The following is a 16155-nucleotide window of genomic DNA, read 5'->3' on the forward strand; positions in this document are numbered from 1 at the left end:
TTTAAAGTGAAATGATGAGGAAAGAAATTTTCCGATGCGTAGTTTAGAGAAATTAAAGGAATTTTGCAAGAATGAGAAAAGCAAAGTGCGGTTGATTTTATTCAAGTTTTTATTTTTTCAATAAAATTCGAATTAATAAGGCAATGGCTGCCGCATCATCTACTAAACCTAATGGGCCAAGCACCGCTTCAGGCAAAATATCAATGGGACTGAACAAATAAATCAGAATGATGGCGATTTTAATTAACTTCGTTTTATTCATAGTCATTGGACGAAAAGAAAAAGATCAGGTAAATTCTACAACTTATCCGAATGATGAATCATCACAAAACGCTCCCAAAGCTGCTCTTCGCTTTCTTGGTGCTCAGGATCTGGCTTGATGCAGTTTGTAATCGGGCAAACTTTTTGGCAGGTTGGCGTGTCATAATGACCAACACATTCCGTGCAAAGTACAGGATCGATCACATAGATCTCCTCGCCGATTGAAATTGCTTCATTCGGACACTCGGGGAGGCACATATCGCAGTTTGTGCATTTGTTTGTGATCAGTAACGCCATACGATTCCTTTATATGAGAGAGCGGCGAATTATAGCCGACAAAAGCAAAATTGACAAAATTTAAACAGGATTTTTATGAAAAAACAGGTTTCCACTCTTTCCCTTATTGCCCTTGCCGCATTTAGCATTTGGCAATATTTCACTGAACACAAAAAAGACACTAAACCCGCTCCAACAACTACACAACAACAAAGCCAAAGTGCAGTCAAAAATACCAACGATTTTGGAAATTATGATGTCATCATGCGCGATGATGCCATTGGACAAAATAAAAATGCCCCTGTTGATTACTATATGTTGGCCTTATCTTGGTCGCCGGCATTCTGTGAAAAACAACGTGCGCAATATGGCAATAATTTACCTGATTCAGCGCAATATCAATGTAGTACAAAAAATCAATTTGGCTGGGTAGTACATGGCTTATGGCCACAAAATGCGAATGCACGTTCTGTTACGGATCACCCACGTTTTTGTAAGGGTGATTTAGCGCCACTTCCTTTTGAAACGCTCGAGACTTACCTTTCAATCTCGCCTGGCGCAAAATTATTGCAAGGCGAATGGGAAAAACACGGTAGCTGCGCCTTTGATTCAGCGGAAGCTTATTTCAAACAAGAGAAAGCATTATTTGAATCACTCTCTTTGCCAAACGAACAATTAAGCCGTAAAGAATTATTTCAATGGATGAAGCAATATAATCCGCAATTAAAAGGCGCTTATTTAGGGGCGAGCCATAATGAACTATTCATTTGTTACAATCGCCAGTGGGAAGTAATCGATTGCCAAAAATAGGTGAAATTCGCTTTTTTATTTGATCTACATCGTTACAACCTAGTCAGAACTAGGTATAATATTCAAGTTTAATTTTAACTAACCCAAGAGGAAAGATTATGTCAGTAATCAAAATGACCGACTTAGATTTAAAAGGTAAACGTGTATTTATTCGCGCGGACTTAAACGTACCGGTAAAAGATGGCAAAGTGACATCTGATGCGCGTATTCGTGCGACTATCCCGACGTTAAAACTGGCTTTAGAGAAAGGCGCAAAAGTGATGGTTACCTCTCACTTAGGTCGTCCAACTGAAGGTGAATTCAAACCTGAAGACTCTTTACAACCGGTTGTTGATTACTTAAAAAACGCAGGCTTCAATGTGCGTTTAGAACAAGACTACTTAAACGGTGTGGATGTTAAAGAAGGCGAAATCGTTGTTTTAGAAAACGTTCGTGTAAACAAAGGCGAGAAGAAAAACGATCCTGAATTAGGTAAAAAATATGCCGCACTTTGTGATGTATTCGTGATGGATGCATTCGGTACAGCTCACCGTGCGCAAGCATCAACTTACGGCGTAGCAGAGTTTGCACCCATTGCCTGTGCAGGTCCATTACTTGCAGCAGAATTAGATGCGTTAGGCAAAGCATTAAAAGAGCCTGCTCGTCCGATGGTCGCAATTGTAGGCGGTTCTAAAGTTTCCACTAAATTAGAAGTATTAAACTCTCTTTCAAAAATTGCTGACCAAATTATCGTAGGCGGTGGTATTGCAAATACGTTCATTGCAGCAGCGGGCCACAATGTGGGTAAATCGTTATATGAAGCAGATTTAATCCCTGTAGCAAAAGAATTAGCAGCAAGCACTGATATCCCAGTTCCAGTTGATGTACGTGTTGGTACTGAATTCTCTGAAACTGCACCTGCAACAGAAAAATCAGTGACTGAAGTAAAAGATGACGAATCTATCTTCGATATTGGTGACAAATCTGCTGAACAATTAGCTGAAATCATCAAAAATGCAAAAACCGTTTTATGGAATGGTCCAGTTGGCGTATTTGAATTCCCGAACTTCCGCAAAGGGACTGAAATCATTTCTCACGCGATTGCAAACAGTGATGCATTCTCTATCGCAGGGGGTGGTGATACTTTAGCAGCTATCGATTTATTCGGTATTGCAGATAAAATCTCTTACATCTCTACTGGTGGCGGTGCATTCTTAGAATTCGTTGAAGGTAAAGTATTACCTGCAGTAGAAATTCTTGAAAAACGTGCGAACGGTTAATTAAATGGTTTCTATCCCCTCTGCACAGAGGGGATAAATATTGATTCTTCAAACAGAGGAATAAATCCTCCAAAACAAAAGGAAACACAACTATGGCTAAATTATTAGATATCGTAAAACCTGGCGTAGTAACAGGTGAAGATGTTCAAAAAATCTTTGCTTATGCCAAAGCAAACAACTTCGCGATTCCTGCAGTAAACTGCGTGGGCTCTGACTCCGTAAACACTGTATTGGAAACCGCTGCACGTGTGAAAGCGCCAGTAATTATCCAATTCTCAAACGGTGGGGCAGCTTTCTACGCAGGTAAAGGTATCAAACCAACAAGTGGTGCTCGTTCAGACGTTTTAGGTGCGATTGCAGGTGCGAAACACGTTCATACTTTAGCCAAAGAATATGGTGTGCCAGTTATTCTTCATACTGACCACGCAGCAAAAAAATTACTTCCATGGATCGATGGCTTACTTGAAGCGGGTGAAAAACACTTTGCTGAAACTGGTCGTCCATTATTCTCTTCTCATATGCTTGACTTATCTGAAGAACCAATGGAAGAAAACATGGCAATCTGCCGTGAATACCTTGCTCGTATGGACAAACTAAGCATGACTCTTGAAATCGAAATCGGTATCACTGGTGGTGAAGAGGATGGCGTGGATAACTCTGATGTAGATGAATCTCGTTTATACACTCAACCATCTGATGTGCTTTACGTTTACGACCAATTAAACCCAGTAAGCCCTAACTTTACCGTTGCTGCAGCATTTGGTAACGTACACGGTGTTTACAAACCAGGTAACGTAAAATTAAAACCATCTATTTTAGGTGCATCACAAGAGTTCGTTGCAAAAGAACGCAATCTTCCTGCTAAACCAATTAACTTCGTCTTCCACGGTGGTTCAGGTTCTAGCCGCGAAGAGATCCGCGAAGCAATTAGCTATGGTGCAATCAAAATGAATATCGATACTGATACTCAATGGGCTGCATGGAATGGTATCTTAAACTTCTATAAAGCAAATGAAGCTTATCTTCAAGGTCAATTAGGTAACCCTGAGGGCCCTGATGCTCCAAACAAAAAATACTACGACCCACGTGTTTGGTTACGTAAAATGGAAGAATCCATGTCTAAACGCTTAGAACAATCTTTCGAAGACTTAAATTGTGTTGATGTTTTATAATCCATAAAAATAGACTAAAATAAGACCGCACTTTCTCGTGCGGTTTTTTATTTTATATAACCTAAATACCGACCATAATCTATGCAAATAACAAAACAAAATTGGTTAGCCACCCTAATAAACTTTGCGGTAACGCTTTTCTTTCTTTCAATATTTATTGTCAAAGGTGGATATAATGCTGCGCCAGCTCTATTGATGTTAGTCGGTTTAGGGTATGGCGTTTATGCTTTGATCAAGAAACCACTTTTAAACTTATCGAAAGTTGATAAATGGTTAATTTATAGCTACCTTTTTTATTTTCTTACATTTGTACTTTCCCTCTGCATTAACGGGGGAAAAATACGTAATCTTGATTCCGCAAGTCGCGTCGTTTTCTTTGTCCCTGTTTTGCTTTTACTATTAAAGTATCCCATCAAAACTTGCGTTTTGAGTTACTCTATTCCACTTGGTGGTATTGTTTCTGTCTGTATCGCGCTTTATGATAAATTTATCTTGAATCTACGCCCAGAGCAAAACCCTCGAATTATGCATATTCAAGGTGGTGATATTTCTATGTCATTAGGCATTTTGAGCCTGATTATTGCCCTATATGCTTATCAGAAAAGAGAGGTGAAACTGACCGTTCTTAGTGTGATTGGTGGCTTATGTGGCATCGTAGGAAGTTTGCTTTCTACCGCTCGTGGAGGATGGGTTGCACTACCGATCTTACTTATTGTTATCCTTTGGATTTATCGCCATTCCCTTTCAAAAGGTTTTTTCCTGACTTTCTTTGGAATCATTGCCGTAGCAAGCGTTGGCATTAGCCAAATGCCCAATAACCGAATTATGGAACGGATTGACGTTGCACGAAAAGATATTCAACTTTACCTGGATAACCATGATGGAAATACTTCTCTTGGAGCTCGTTTTGAAATGTGGAAAAGCGCACTTGAAATGGCGAAAGAAAAACCTTTATTTGGTTGGGGCATTCAAGGTGCGACAGAAAAACGTAAGTTAGATACGAAAGAAAAAATTGTCACGGGTGACATTGGACAATTTACGCATGCCCATAACCAATATTTAGATGACCTCTCCAAACGAGGAATTGTTGGGTTGCTCGCCTTACTTGCTGTTTTATTTATCCCTCTTAGAGCCTTTATGGAAAAGCTGAACACCACGAATGATGAGATCAAGCTGATTGCAACGTTAGGCGTTGCCCATATTTTATCTGTGATGATTTATGGCTTAAGCCAAGGTTTCTTGGTACATAATTCAGGCACTATTTTTTACTTTTTCTTAACGATTGTGTTTTATACCGCAATACGAACACGGCAAAAGGCAGAATAATGAAAATTTTAGTCATTCGTAACGATAAACTGGGGGATTTTGTTCAGGCGTTTCCGGCTTTTGCGATGTTAAAAGCCTCAAATTCTGAGCTAAAACTGACCGCACTTGTGCCAGCTTATACAGCCCCATTGGCTCAAATTTGCCTCTATTTAGATGATGTCATCATTGATAGTGCCAAGAACGACAAAGCGGATTTCAATCGTCTTGTTAAAGAAATCAAAGAGCAGCAATTTGACGGCATGATTAGCTTCTTTTCCAATACCCATAACGGTAAATTAGCGTGGAAAAGTGGGATTCCTTATCGTCTTGCACCCGCAACAAAGTGGGTGCAAATCCTTTATAACCATCGTTTAACACAACGCCGTTCACGCTCAGAAAAATCTGAAGCAGAGTACAATCAAGATCTGGCTCGAGCGTTCTTAAAAAAACACAACATGCCGATTGTGGAACCCAAACCACCTTACCTTTCACTTCCTGAAAGTACGGTTAAAAATCAACGTGTTTTTCTGCAAGAACAATTAGGCTTATCGGCAGATAAAAAATGGGTATTTGTGCATAGCGGAACAGGTGGTTCAGCAACAAGCCTTTCGTTGACACAATATGCTCAATTGATACAAGGTTTGTTAAGCAAATTTGATTGCCAGATTATCTTAACAGCAGGACCGGGTGAAAGTGAAAAAGCCCATGAGTTAGCGGCAAAAATCGACAGCCCAAATGTGGTTATTTATGATAAGAATAAAGGATTAGTTGATTTTGCTCACTCTCTGGCTTGTGCGGATTTATTCATTGCGGGATCTACTGGACCATTACATTTAAGCAGTGTATTCAATGTGCCAACAATTGGGTTCTATCCAAATAGTCGCTCATCTCAGCCTCGTCGTTGGAAACCGATTAACGATGCAGACAAACACCTTGCTTTCTGCCCGCCAAAAGGGAAAGAGGAAATGAATTTAGGCTTAATTTCTATTGATGATGCCTTAGTGGAGATTATCCCCTTCGTGCGGAAGATGTGGCAAGCGAGCACTTGAGTTTAAGCATAACTGCACTATCCAACCTATTGCGGCGGCAAAAACAACAGTACCAATTCCGACTGTGCCGCCGAGAATATAACCTAACACACAAACCGACACTTCAAGGCTTGTTCTCACAATCCCCACTTTTAAATGAAGTCGTTGACAAAGCCCCACCATTAAACCATCCCGCGGGCCTGCCCCCTGATGACAGGTTAAATACAATGCCGTCCCTAATCCATAAAGCAAAAGCCCAATGCCACCGAATAAAATTCGGCTAAAAAGTGCGGTTGGTTCTGGTACAATTTTCGTGGTTAAGCCAAGGAAAAAGGCAATCACAATAATATTCAGAATGGTGCCAAGCCCAAGCCTTAATTTTAGGGGAATCCAGGCTAACATCACCAAACAGCTAATCCAAAATGATGACCAACCGATACTCACTTTAGCTTGTAATGCCACACCTTGAGAAAGCACGGTCCAAGGTGAAGAGCCCAAATTAGCAAGCACAATTAAGCCATCTCCAATACCCAGTATTGCCAATGCAAATAAGAGCATCAACATGGTTTTACCTTCGACTGACCATAGCGATTTGGCGGCCCAACTGGTGTGGGGAATTACCCGTGCTTTTTTCATATTATTCCTGTTTATATTTAACGCCGACATCATAATGGGAAACCCGATAAAACCCAAACATTTTAACGTCATATGATATAACCGAATTGACTGATAAATATCATAAATGTGATGCAGATCACATTGTCAAAATTGTCATCACTCATTCACTGACTTAAAATAAGCTACCCTTTTTAATCAGGACATTATTATGCTTGCATCTCTTCAAGATATTTTGGATACCGTAAAATCCAACACGCTCACCTATCAACAAAAACTCATGTGTTTAGGCAATATCACCGAGCGATTATTTGATCCTCGTGAATTATTAGGCTACACGGATGAAGAATGGCAATTCCTTCAAAATCAAATGATCTGTGATTTAAATGAAGGCTATGCGATTTATCGTCCCCGCTATATTTTGCCAGATTACAATGTATATATTAAAAAAGGCTGTGAATTCCTTGAATTGCCAGCACCAAAAAATCTTGATGACGCATTAGATGGCTTATTGATTTTATATTCCCACGTGCCATCAATTACCACATTCCCGGTTTACATTGGGCGTTTAGACATGCTACTTGACCCATTTATTACCGATGAAGAACAAGACTACATCAAAATTAAACGTTTCTTAAATCATGTGGATAAAACTGTGCCAGATTCATTCTGCCATGCCAATATTGGGCCTTATGACACCAAAGCAGGGCGTTTGATTTTAAAAGCGGTGATTGAGTTGGAAGCGCCAACACCAAATATGACCATTCGTTACGATAAGAGTAAAACAAGTCGTGAATTTGCAGAATTAGCGGCAAAAGCCTGCTTATTGGTTTCTAAACCGTCTTTTGCCAATGATGCTTACTACATTTCTGACTTAGGCGAACAATATGGTATTGCTAGTTGCTATAACGCACTACCTGAATGTGGTGGGGCTTATACTCTCACTCGTTTGCGCTTAGGTACTATTGCGCGTGCCTGTAAAACTGTGGATGAAATGGTCAATGAACTTTTACCTCGTGTTGCAAAATGCGCGCTCTCCACTATGGATAAACGCCATAAATTTGTAGTGGAAGAAAGCAACTTCTTCAATACCTCATTCCTCGAAAAAGAAGGGTTTATCAAACGCACTAATTTTACGGGAATGTTTGCCATTGTTGGTCTCGCTGATGCAGCAAATCATTTATTGCAACAAGAAGGCTTAAATGAAACCTTTGGTAAAAGCCGACGCGGTGATGAAATTGCGACCTTGATTATGGATAAATTAAAAGAAGTCACGGATAACCATGAAGGCGTGTATGTTGAACGCACGGGCAACCGTTATTTATTACATGCGCAAGTAGGCGCAAGCAATCATGAAGAAGATAAACGTAATGCGCCAGCGCATCGTATTCGCGTGGGGGAAGAACCAACATTATTAGCTCATTTAAAACAATCGGCACCATTCCATAAGTACTTCCCATCAGGTACGGGAGATTTGTTTGCCTTTGACCAAACCTATGTGGATCATTTAGATGCCGTCGTTGATATTATCGATGGTTCATTTGCGCAAGGTTACCGCTATATCACCACTTACCTTAAAAACACCGATTTGATTCGTGTAACGGGTTATTTGGTAAAGAAAAGCGAAGTGGAAAAATACCGTAAAGGTGAAGTGGCATTGCGTGATACCACTTGGTATGGTTCGGGCACCGATGATTGTGCACAAGTGTTTGGCCGTCAATTACGCGATGAACAAGATGTAAATGCAAGCTAGAAAAAAGTGTGGTCGAAAAATTCTTTGTTTTTGACCGCACTTATTCTTTTTCTGCCTTTTCTAAAATTGCCTTGTGCTCTCGAATCAATGCCATAAACGGCTGCCCAAAGCGTTCTAATTTGATCGTACCCACCCCATTAATTTGTAGCATTTCAATATTACTTGTTGGCATATATTGCGCCATTTCCTGTAACGTTGCATCGTTAAAGACAATATAAGGCGGAATATTTTCTTTATCCGCTAGCTGCTTCCGTAAGAAACGCAAGCGAGCAAACAGATCTTTATCGTAATTTGCCACTGTATTTTTATGGGACGTATGCACAATTTTATTAATGGATGAAATGCGCGGCATTGCTAATTCAAGCGGCACTTCGCCTTTTAAAACTGGTCTTGCACTTTCGGTGAGCTGAAGCGTTGCACTATTAAACTCACCAAGCACTTGTTGAATAAAACCAAGGTGGATAAGCTGGCGAATCACGGATTGCCAATGTTCTTTGCTTTTATCTTTGCCAATGCCATAAACACTTAACTTATTATGTTGACGTTCCACAATTTTTTGGTTATGCATCCCTCGCAATACCGCAATCACATATTGCACACCGAAACATTGACCCACTCGATAAATCGTCGACATCACTTTTTGCGCATCAATTAAGCCATCATATTTCTTTGGCGGGTCAAGACAAATATCGCAGTTTTGACAAGGTGTTTGACGATATTCACCAAAATAATTGAGTAATACCAAGCGGCGACAAGTTTGACTTTCGGCAAATTCACCAATGGCTTCCAATTTATGTTGTTCAATTTGACGTTGTGGTGTCTCTGGTTTCTCAAGCAAAATTTTCTGCAACCAAGCATAATCAGCTGGTTCGTAGAAAAGCACCGCTTCCGCAGGTAAATCATCTCGCCCCGCACGACCAGTTTCTTGATAATATGATTCAATGCTTCTCGGTAAATCAAAATGGGCGACAAAACGCACATTAGATTTATTAATGCCCATACCAAACGCAATCGTCGCAACTACAACTTGAACATTATCTCGTTGAAAATCTTGCTGGACGCGTTCTCGCAGCGCGGTTTCCATTCCCGCATGATACGCTGCAGCCGACACGCCTTTATTTCGCAAAGCTTCGGCTATACGTTCCACCTTCGAACGACTATTACAATATACAATGCCGCTTTTGCCTTTTTGAGCTAAGACAAAACGCGTAAGCTGCTCCATCGGCTTAAATTTTTCTTCCAATGTATAACGAATATTTGGGCGATCAAAACTGCCAATGTGTTTATGAGGATTATCTAATTTAAGATGAGTGAGAATATCTTGTCTCGTGGCGTAATCCGCTGTCGCCGTTAATGCCATAATTGGCGCATTTGGAAACGACGCTTTTAACCCGCCAAGTTGGGTATATTCAGGGCGGAAATCATGCCCCCACTGTGAAATACAATGTGCTTCATCAATGGCGATAAAGGAAATTTGAGCATAAGAAATCAGCTGAAAAAATCTGTTTGTCATCACTTTTTCAGGCGAAACATATAATAATTTTAATTGACCTGAAATCAGCTTATTTTCAACTTGCTGTTGTTGTTCTGGCGTCTGACTAGAGTTTAGAAAATCGGCTTCAATGCCGTTTGCTTGGAGTTGATCCACCTGATCTTTCATTAAAGAAATCAAAGGCGAAATCACTAATGTGAGACCAGGAAAACAAAGTGCTGGATTTGATAACACAAGGATTTGCCATTTCCTGTGGCCATCACCACTAAGGCATCCTGACCGCTTAACGCAGCGTGAATCACTTCTTCCTGCCCTTTACGGAAAGATTGGTAACCAAAAACAGACCGCAACGTATGAAGTGCGGTCATTTTTAAGTCTGTTTTTTGCGGGGCATGTTCCGCGAATTCGGCCATTAGAATGTTACCGTTTCTCCGTGAGCGGCAACTGCCTCGGTTAAACAATCCCAAAAGCGTTTGCCATCATTTGCTACCCAATCATTGTTTTTATAGGTAAAATGAAATCCACCCAAGCGGCTCGCAAGCCAAAGCTCAAGAAGCGGTTCTTGCTTATTAATCACGATTTGTGAGCGGTCATCAAATGTAATCGTGAATACCGAACCTTGCGTTTCACAATCCACATCACAATCTTGATTCTCTAACGCTTCTTCAATTTTTTGCCAAACCTGTTCAATATTTTGGTGAAATTCTGCAACATTCATAAAATTTTCCGATTAAATCTGATAGAATGCCGTGAATTATAAAGCCTTTCGCCTCGTTGGCAAAGGCAGATTTTACTTATTAGAGAGATTGAAAAATGAAAAAATTACTTTCTATTTTGTTATTAAGTGCATTCTGCACTTTGGCTACAGGTTGCGGTGTAAAAGGGCCATTATATTTTCCTGAAAAAGAACAGCCGCAAAACACACAAAAAACACAATAAAAACTGACCGCACTAAAAGGATTCATCATGGATTTTTTCCAATATAAAAACGAGCAACTTTATGTTGAAGATTTGCCCGTCAAACAACTCGCTGAAGAATTCGGCACACCGCTTTATATTTATTCTCGTGCAACACTTGAACGCCATTGGCATGCCTTTGATTCAGCCTTAGGAGATCATCCGCACTTAATTTGTTATGCCGTTAAAGCCAATTCTAATATCGGCATATTAAATGTAATGGCAAAATTAGGCTCAGGCTTTGATATTGTTTCACAGGGTGAATTAGAACGCGTATTGGCGGCAGGTGGGGACGCATCAAAAGTGGTTTTTTCCGGCGTGGCAAAATCTCGTGCCGAAATTATGCGTGCGTTAGAAGTGGGCATTTGTTGTTTTAATGTGGAATCTGTTGCGGAATTACACCATATCAACCAAATTGCTGGCGAAATGGAGAAAATTGCCCCCATTTCTTTACGCGTGAATCCCGATGTTGATGCTCATACACACCCTTACATTTCCACAGGATTGAAAGAAAATAAATTTGGTGTGAGCGTAGATGAAGCGCGTGAGGTATATAAATTAGCTGCAACCTTACCTCATGTAAAAATTACGGGTATGGATTGCCATATTGGCTCTCAGCTGACTGAATTACAGCCCTTCTTAGATGCAACTGATCGCCTTATTCGTTTAATGGAACAATTAAAAGAAGATGGTATTACGTTAAAACATTTAGATCTCGGCGGAGGTTTAGGCGTAACTTATACTGATGAAACACCGCCACATCCAAGTGATTATGCCGCTGCGTTACTGAATAAATTAAAAGGCTATGAAAGTCTCGAAATTATTCTAGAACCAGGTCGAGCAATCGCGGCGAATGCGGGTATTTTAGTGGCTAAAGTGCAATACTTAAAAAGTAATGAAAGCCGTCACTTCGCGATTACTGATACGGGCATGAACGACATGATTCGCCCGGCACTCTATGAAGCTTATATGAACATCATTGAAATTGACCGCTCTTTAGAGCGTAAAAAAGCCATTTATGATGTTGTTGGCCCAGTATGTGAGACCTCTGATTTTTTAGGCAAACAGCGTGAACTCGCCATTGCTAAAGGTGATTATATTGCTCAACGCTCTGCTGGTGCCTATGGTGCAAGTATGTCTTCTAACTACAATTCTCGTCCACGTACGGCTGAAGTGTTAGTGGATGGAAACAAAGCTCACTTAATTCGTCGCAGAGAAAATCTCAGCGAATTATGGGCACTAGAAAGCATAGCGAAATAAATAGATTGAAAGAAAAACGGTCAAGATTTAAGTCTTGACCGTTTTTTGTATAACTAAATAATTCGAGAGAATTGTTGTCGTTTTGCCGCTGCTCTTGAATAAGTATCAAAGCATAAGCAAATATTACGGATTAATAATCGACCTTTAGGTGAAACTTGTAAGCCTGTTTCGGTTTCAGAAATTAATCCATCTTCAAGTAATGGCTGTAATAACTGTAAATCTTCAACAAAGTGCTCTCTGAAATCAATATTATATTGTTTTTCAATTGGTGCAAAATCAAGCTTAAAGTTACAAATCAATTGCTTAATCACATCACGACGTAAGCAATCTTCTTCTGTCATCGCTAAACCTTTATGCAGTGCAATACCTGAATTTTCTATATCATGATAATAATGTTTTAACTCTTTTTGGTTTTGAGCATATGTATCACCTAATAAACTAATGGCTGATACACCTAAACCGAGCAAATCACATTCTTCCTGAGTGGTATAGCCTTGGAAATTTCGGTGTAAGACGCCTTTCTCTTGAGCAATCGCTAATTCATCATCTGGTTTAGCAAAGTGATCCATACCGATAAACTTATAACCAGCATTGCCTAAGGTTTCAATCGTTTTCTGTAAAATTTCTAATTTAGTTTCCGGTGGCGGTAATTGATCTTCTTTAATTTTTGCTTGCCCTGCAAATCGACTTGGTAAATGAGCATAGTTAAAGATACTTAAACGATCTGGATTCAATTCAATCACTTTATGCAATGTAAACATAAAGCTTTCCACATTTTGAAGTGGCAATCCATAAATTAAATCAAGATTCGTTGATTGGAAACCTAACTCACGCGCACGAACAAGCAAAGCATTTACAAACTCTTCATCTTGTTCACGATTTACCGCTTTTTGAACCGCTTTATTGAAATCTTGTACACCCATGCTAATTCGGTTAAAACCAATATTGCGTAAATGATCAAGCATATCGAGTTCAATCTCGCGTGGGTCCATTTCAATACTGACTTCTGCATTATCCGCAATCGTAAAATGATCTTTAAGCATCTTCATCAAACGAGCAGATTGTTCCTCTGTCAAATAAGTCGGTGTGCCGCCGCCCCAATGCACTTGAGTCGCAACACGATTTTTGAATAATTCTGAGCGTGCTTTGATTTCTTTTTCAAGGTAATCAAGATAAATATCCGCCTTATGTTGATGACGAGTAATCACCTTATTACAGCCACAGAAATAGCAAAGTTTGTGACAAAACGGAATGTGTACGTAAAGGGAAAGTGGTCTTTCCGGATAACGATTAGCCGCTGCAATAAAATCTTCGTTTGTGTAACTTTCATTAAATTCTAATGCAGTTGGATAAGATGTATAACGAGGTCCTGATTGGTTATATTTTTGAATTAACGCAAGATCCCAAATAATTTCAGACATTAAGCTTCCCCAAATTTTTCTACGTCATTTAAAAACTGACGTAACTCCAATATAATTTCTTCTTCAAATTTTGCTTCTGCACTTTCTCGCTCAAGATCGAGTTTCATTCTTTCTTTTTTTAACAATGCTTTCCGAGCTTCATGCGTAGGCATTTCTTTTACAATATTATAAAGTGCATACATCGCTTGATATGGCTGCAAAGATTGTCCCAAAGGGAGTAAAAGCATTGATAAACGAATCACCCCTTCTGAATGGTTACAATCTCCATTTTGCATCGCTTTAGCTATAATTACCATACTCTCTTTTAAGCGTTTTGTACGTGCTATTTTAGCCTGTTTGATGAGAGTGTTTTGCTCGCGTAACTTCCTAAGTAATTTGAAAGCATAGAATGATACGCCAGCAATAATTCCCAAAGCAATGATACTTAAAATAATCGGCCACATGACAATTATCTGAATTGGTTGATATCAATCTTCTCGAAGGTTCGATAGAGATCATCCTCTGTCTCATCTTCATCTTGAATACCCAATTCTTCCATTAACTGAGCAATACGATCTAAGCATTCATCCACAAATTGTTGATCAGCTTTACTAATCGTTTTACCTTCATCTAAGGCATCCAACAATTCATTTAGAATTTCATTATTTTCTAAACGTTCTAACTCAACTTCAGGCGCAAGTTTTTTCGGTTCTTTGACGACTGGAATTGTCATCCCTTTCTCAGGCTTGTTCACAAATTCAACAATCAGTGGAACCTTTTTACGACTGCCAATACGCGGATCTTTTTGTTCAACGACTTGATTATACTTATTTTGCTCAGCGTTACTATGACGAGAACCCGATGCTAAACCTTTATGTTTACGTTTTTTCTTATCTTCTCTTGCCTTAGCATCTAATTCATAACGTGTTAATTTCTTACCTGATAGCTTCGGTGCTTCAGGTTTCTTATCTGATTTACGAATTGGCATAATATCGCTAATTTTACGACTTTTCTTTTTACGAGCCATTTGTGTTATTTATCCTATAAAAAATTTTGGTGATTGTACCATTCCACCTATATTTTCTCATTAAAAGATTTAAACATCTTTTAATAAAACTATTCTGATTTTGACCGCACTTTTATTTTATTAAAATCCAATCTAAAAACAAAAACCCCAAGCCATTCAGCTCGGGGTTCTACATTCACTACCTGGCGGTGTCCTACTCTCACATGGGGAAGCCCCACACTACCATCGGCGCATCGGCGTTTCACTTCTGAGTTCGGTATGGGGTCAGGTGGGACCACCGCTCTATCGCCGCCAGGATTATTCCTTTAATAACTTTTCTATTTCTCTCTGCTCCGCTATCTCTAGCGTCTCACAACCAAACAAGCTGATTCACCTTCAATACTTTCTCTTTCTTCTCTGAGTTTCGTCTTTGTATCATTACAACACCCAAAACCCTTGAGCGTTGTATAGTTAAGCCTCTCGGGCAATTAGTACATGTTAGCTCAACGGTTCACACCGCTTACACACCATGCCTATCTACGTCTTAGTCTTAAACAACCCTTACAGATTTGTAATCTGGGAGAACTCATCTCTTGGCAAGTTTCGTGCTTAGATGCTTTCAGCACTTATCTCTTCCGCACTTAGCTACCCGGCAATGCGTCTGGCGACACAACCGGAACACCAGTGGTGCGTCCACTCCGGTCCTCTCGTACTAGGAGCAGCCCCAATCAATTCTCCAACGCCCACGGCAGATAGGGACCGAACTGTCTCACGACGTTCTAAACCCAGCTCGCGTACCACTTTAAATGGCGAACAGCCATACCCTTGGGACCTACTTCAGCCCCAGGATGTGATGAGCCGACATCGAGGTGCCAAACACCGCCGTCGATATGAACTCTTGGGCGGTATCAGCCTGTTATCCCCGGAGTACCTTTTATCCGTTGAGCGATGGCCCTTCCATTCAGAACCACCGGATCACTATGACCTACTTTCGTACCTGCTCGACTTGTCTGTCTCGCAGTTAAGCTTGCTTATACCATTGCACTAACCTGACGATGTCCGACCGTCATTAGCAAACCTTCGTGCTCCTCCGTTACTCTTTGGGAGGAGACCGCCCCAGTCAAACTACCCACCAGACACTGTCCGAGACCACGTTTCGTAATCTTCGTTAGAACATCAAACGTTAAAGGGTGGTATTTCAAGGACGACTCCATAATCACTGGCGTGACTACTTCTAAGTCTCCCACCTATCCTACACATCAAAATTCAATGTTCAGTGTCAAGCTATAGTAAAGGTTCACGGGGTCTTTCCGTCTAGCCGCGGGTACACCGCATCTTCACGGCGATTTCAATTTCACTGAGTCTCGGGTGGAGACAGCCTGGCCATCATTATGCCATTCGTGCAGGTCGGAACTTACCCGACAAGGAATTTCGCTACCTTAGGACCGTTATAGTTACGGCCGCCGTTTACTGGGGCTTCGATCAGGAGCTTCTCTTTCGATTACACCATCAATTAACCTTCCAGCACCGGGCAGGCATCACACCCTATACGTCCACTTTC

Annotated in this window: 15 protein-coding genes, 2 rRNA genes and 1 pseudogene (1 of these 18 cut by a window edge); 8 read left to right on the forward strand and 10 right to left on the reverse strand. The window is 40.4% G+C overall.

Annotated features, from left to right (window positions below; translation table 11 throughout):
- Positions 1-109 precede the first annotated feature (109 nt).
- Both DX522_RS04160 and DX522_RS04165 read right to left on the reverse strand, forming a co-directional pair.
- Positions 110-262 (reverse strand): DUF1232 domain-containing protein, encoded by a 153-nt coding sequence (locus tag DX522_RS04160; RefSeq protein WP_005696968.1) that lies wholly within the window; start codon positions 260-262, stop codon positions 110-112.
- Between the two features lie 35 nt (positions 263-297).
- Positions 298-558 (reverse strand): YfhL family 4Fe-4S dicluster ferredoxin, encoded by a 261-nt coding sequence (locus DX522_RS04165; protein WP_014064693.1) that lies wholly within the window; start codon positions 556-558, stop codon positions 298-300.
- Positions 559-633: 75 nt separating this feature from the next.
- Here DX522_RS04165 and DX522_RS04170 point away from each other — a divergent pair, with 75 nt between their 5' ends.
- The 5 genes from DX522_RS04170 (at position 634) to DX522_RS04190 (ending at position 6132) form a co-directional block, all read left to right on the forward strand.
- Positions 634-1347 (forward strand): ribonuclease T2 family protein, encoded by a 714-nt coding sequence (locus tag DX522_RS04170; protein ID WP_115179925.1) that lies wholly within the window; start codon positions 634-636, stop codon positions 1345-1347.
- Positions 1348-1445: 98 nt separating this feature from the next.
- Positions 1446-2606 (forward strand): phosphoglycerate kinase, encoded by a 1161-nt coding sequence (gene pgk / locus DX522_RS04175; RefSeq protein WP_115179926.1) that lies wholly within the window; start codon positions 1446-1448, stop codon positions 2604-2606.
- 92 nt (positions 2607-2698) lie between these two features.
- On the forward strand, positions 2699-3778 hold the full coding sequence (fbaA, locus tag DX522_RS04180) for a class II fructose-bisphosphate aldolase (RefSeq protein ID WP_115179927.1): 1080 nt from the start codon (positions 2699-2701) through the stop codon (positions 3776-3778).
- 81 nt (positions 3779-3859) lie between these two features.
- Positions 3860-5104: an O-antigen ligase family protein gene (locus DX522_RS04185; protein ID WP_115179928.1), complete on the forward strand. Its 1245-nt coding sequence runs from the start codon at positions 3860-3862 to the stop codon at positions 5102-5104.
- On the forward strand, positions 5101-6132 hold the full coding sequence (locus tag DX522_RS04190) for a glycosyltransferase family 9 protein (RefSeq protein ID WP_115179929.1): 1032 nt from the start codon (positions 5101-5103) through the stop codon (positions 6130-6132). The genes DX522_RS04185 and DX522_RS04190 overlap by 4 nt, the downstream gene beginning before the upstream one ends.
- Here the strand turns inward: DX522_RS04190 and DX522_RS04195 are convergent.
- Positions 6082-6747: a YczE/YyaS/YitT family protein gene (locus tag DX522_RS04195; protein WP_115179930.1), complete on the reverse strand. Its 666-nt coding sequence runs from the start codon at positions 6745-6747 to the stop codon at positions 6082-6084. The two genes, DX522_RS04190 and DX522_RS04195, sit on opposite strands and share 51 nt — an antisense overlap.
- 190 nt (positions 6748-6937) lie before the next feature.
- Between DX522_RS04195 and DX522_RS04200 the strand changes: the two genes are divergently transcribed.
- A complete protein-coding gene (locus tag DX522_RS04200) occupies positions 6938-8479 on the forward strand; it encodes a YjjI family glycine radical enzyme (protein ID WP_115179931.1) in 1542 nt (513 codons plus the stop codon).
- 40 nt (positions 8480-8519) lie between these two features.
- Here DX522_RS04200 and recQ read toward each other — a convergent pair.
- Positions 8520-10384: pseudogene (gene recQ, locus DX522_RS04205) on the reverse strand (DNA helicase RecQ).
- The gene (gene cyaY, locus DX522_RS04210; RefSeq protein ID WP_115179932.1) at positions 10384-10689 is read right to left on the reverse strand and encodes an iron donor protein CyaY; all 306 of its coding nucleotides are present in this window, start codon (positions 10687-10689) and stop codon (positions 10384-10386) included. Before cyaY ends, recQ begins: the two are co-directional and overlap by 1 nt.
- 95 nt (positions 10690-10784) lie before the next feature.
- On the opposite strand from cyaY, the gene lptM reads away from it, so the two are divergent.
- Together lptM and lysA are read left to right on the forward strand one after the other, a co-directional pair.
- Entirely contained in the window at positions 10785-10910 is a 126-nt protein-coding gene (gene lptM, locus DX522_RS04215; protein ID WP_005697346.1) for an LPS translocon maturation chaperone LptM, read from the forward strand.
- 27 nt (positions 10911-10937) lie between these two features.
- Positions 10938-12188, forward strand: a complete 1251-nt coding sequence (lysA, locus tag DX522_RS04220) for a diaminopimelate decarboxylase (RefSeq protein ID WP_115179933.1) — start codon at positions 10938-10940, stop codon at positions 12186-12188.
- Between the two features lie 53 nt (positions 12189-12241).
- Here lysA and hemN read toward each other — a convergent pair whose 3' ends face one another.
- From hemN to DX522_RS04245, 5 genes are all read right to left on the reverse strand, one after another.
- On the reverse strand, positions 12242-13609 hold the full coding sequence (hemN, locus tag DX522_RS04225; RefSeq protein ID WP_049374725.1) for an oxygen-independent coproporphyrinogen III oxidase: 1368 nt from the start codon (positions 13607-13609) through the stop codon (positions 12242-12244).
- Positions 13609-14052: a DUF2489 domain-containing protein gene (locus DX522_RS04230; protein WP_115179934.1), complete on the reverse strand. Its 444-nt coding sequence runs from the start codon at positions 14050-14052 to the stop codon at positions 13609-13611. Before DX522_RS04230 ends, hemN begins: the two co-directional genes overlap by 1 nt.
- Positions 14053-14057: 5 nt before the next feature.
- Positions 14058-14615 carry a Der GTPase-activating protein YihI gene (gene yihI, locus DX522_RS04235; RefSeq protein WP_115179935.1) on the reverse strand — a complete coding sequence of 186 codons (558 nt, stop codon included), beginning with the start codon at positions 14613-14615 and terminating at the stop codon, positions 14058-14060.
- A 180-nt stretch (positions 14616-14795) separates the two neighbouring features.
- Positions 14796-14911 (reverse strand): 5S ribosomal RNA (gene rrf, locus DX522_RS04240).
- Positions 14912-15061: 150 nt separating this feature from the next.
- Positions 15062-16155, reverse strand: a 23S ribosomal RNA gene (locus DX522_RS04245) (it continues 1802 nt past the right edge of the window).

This window comes from Haemophilus parainfluenzae (assembly GCF_900450995.1).
GTDB lineage: Bacteria > Pseudomonadota > Gammaproteobacteria > Enterobacterales > Pasteurellaceae > Haemophilus_D > Haemophilus_D parainfluenzae_O.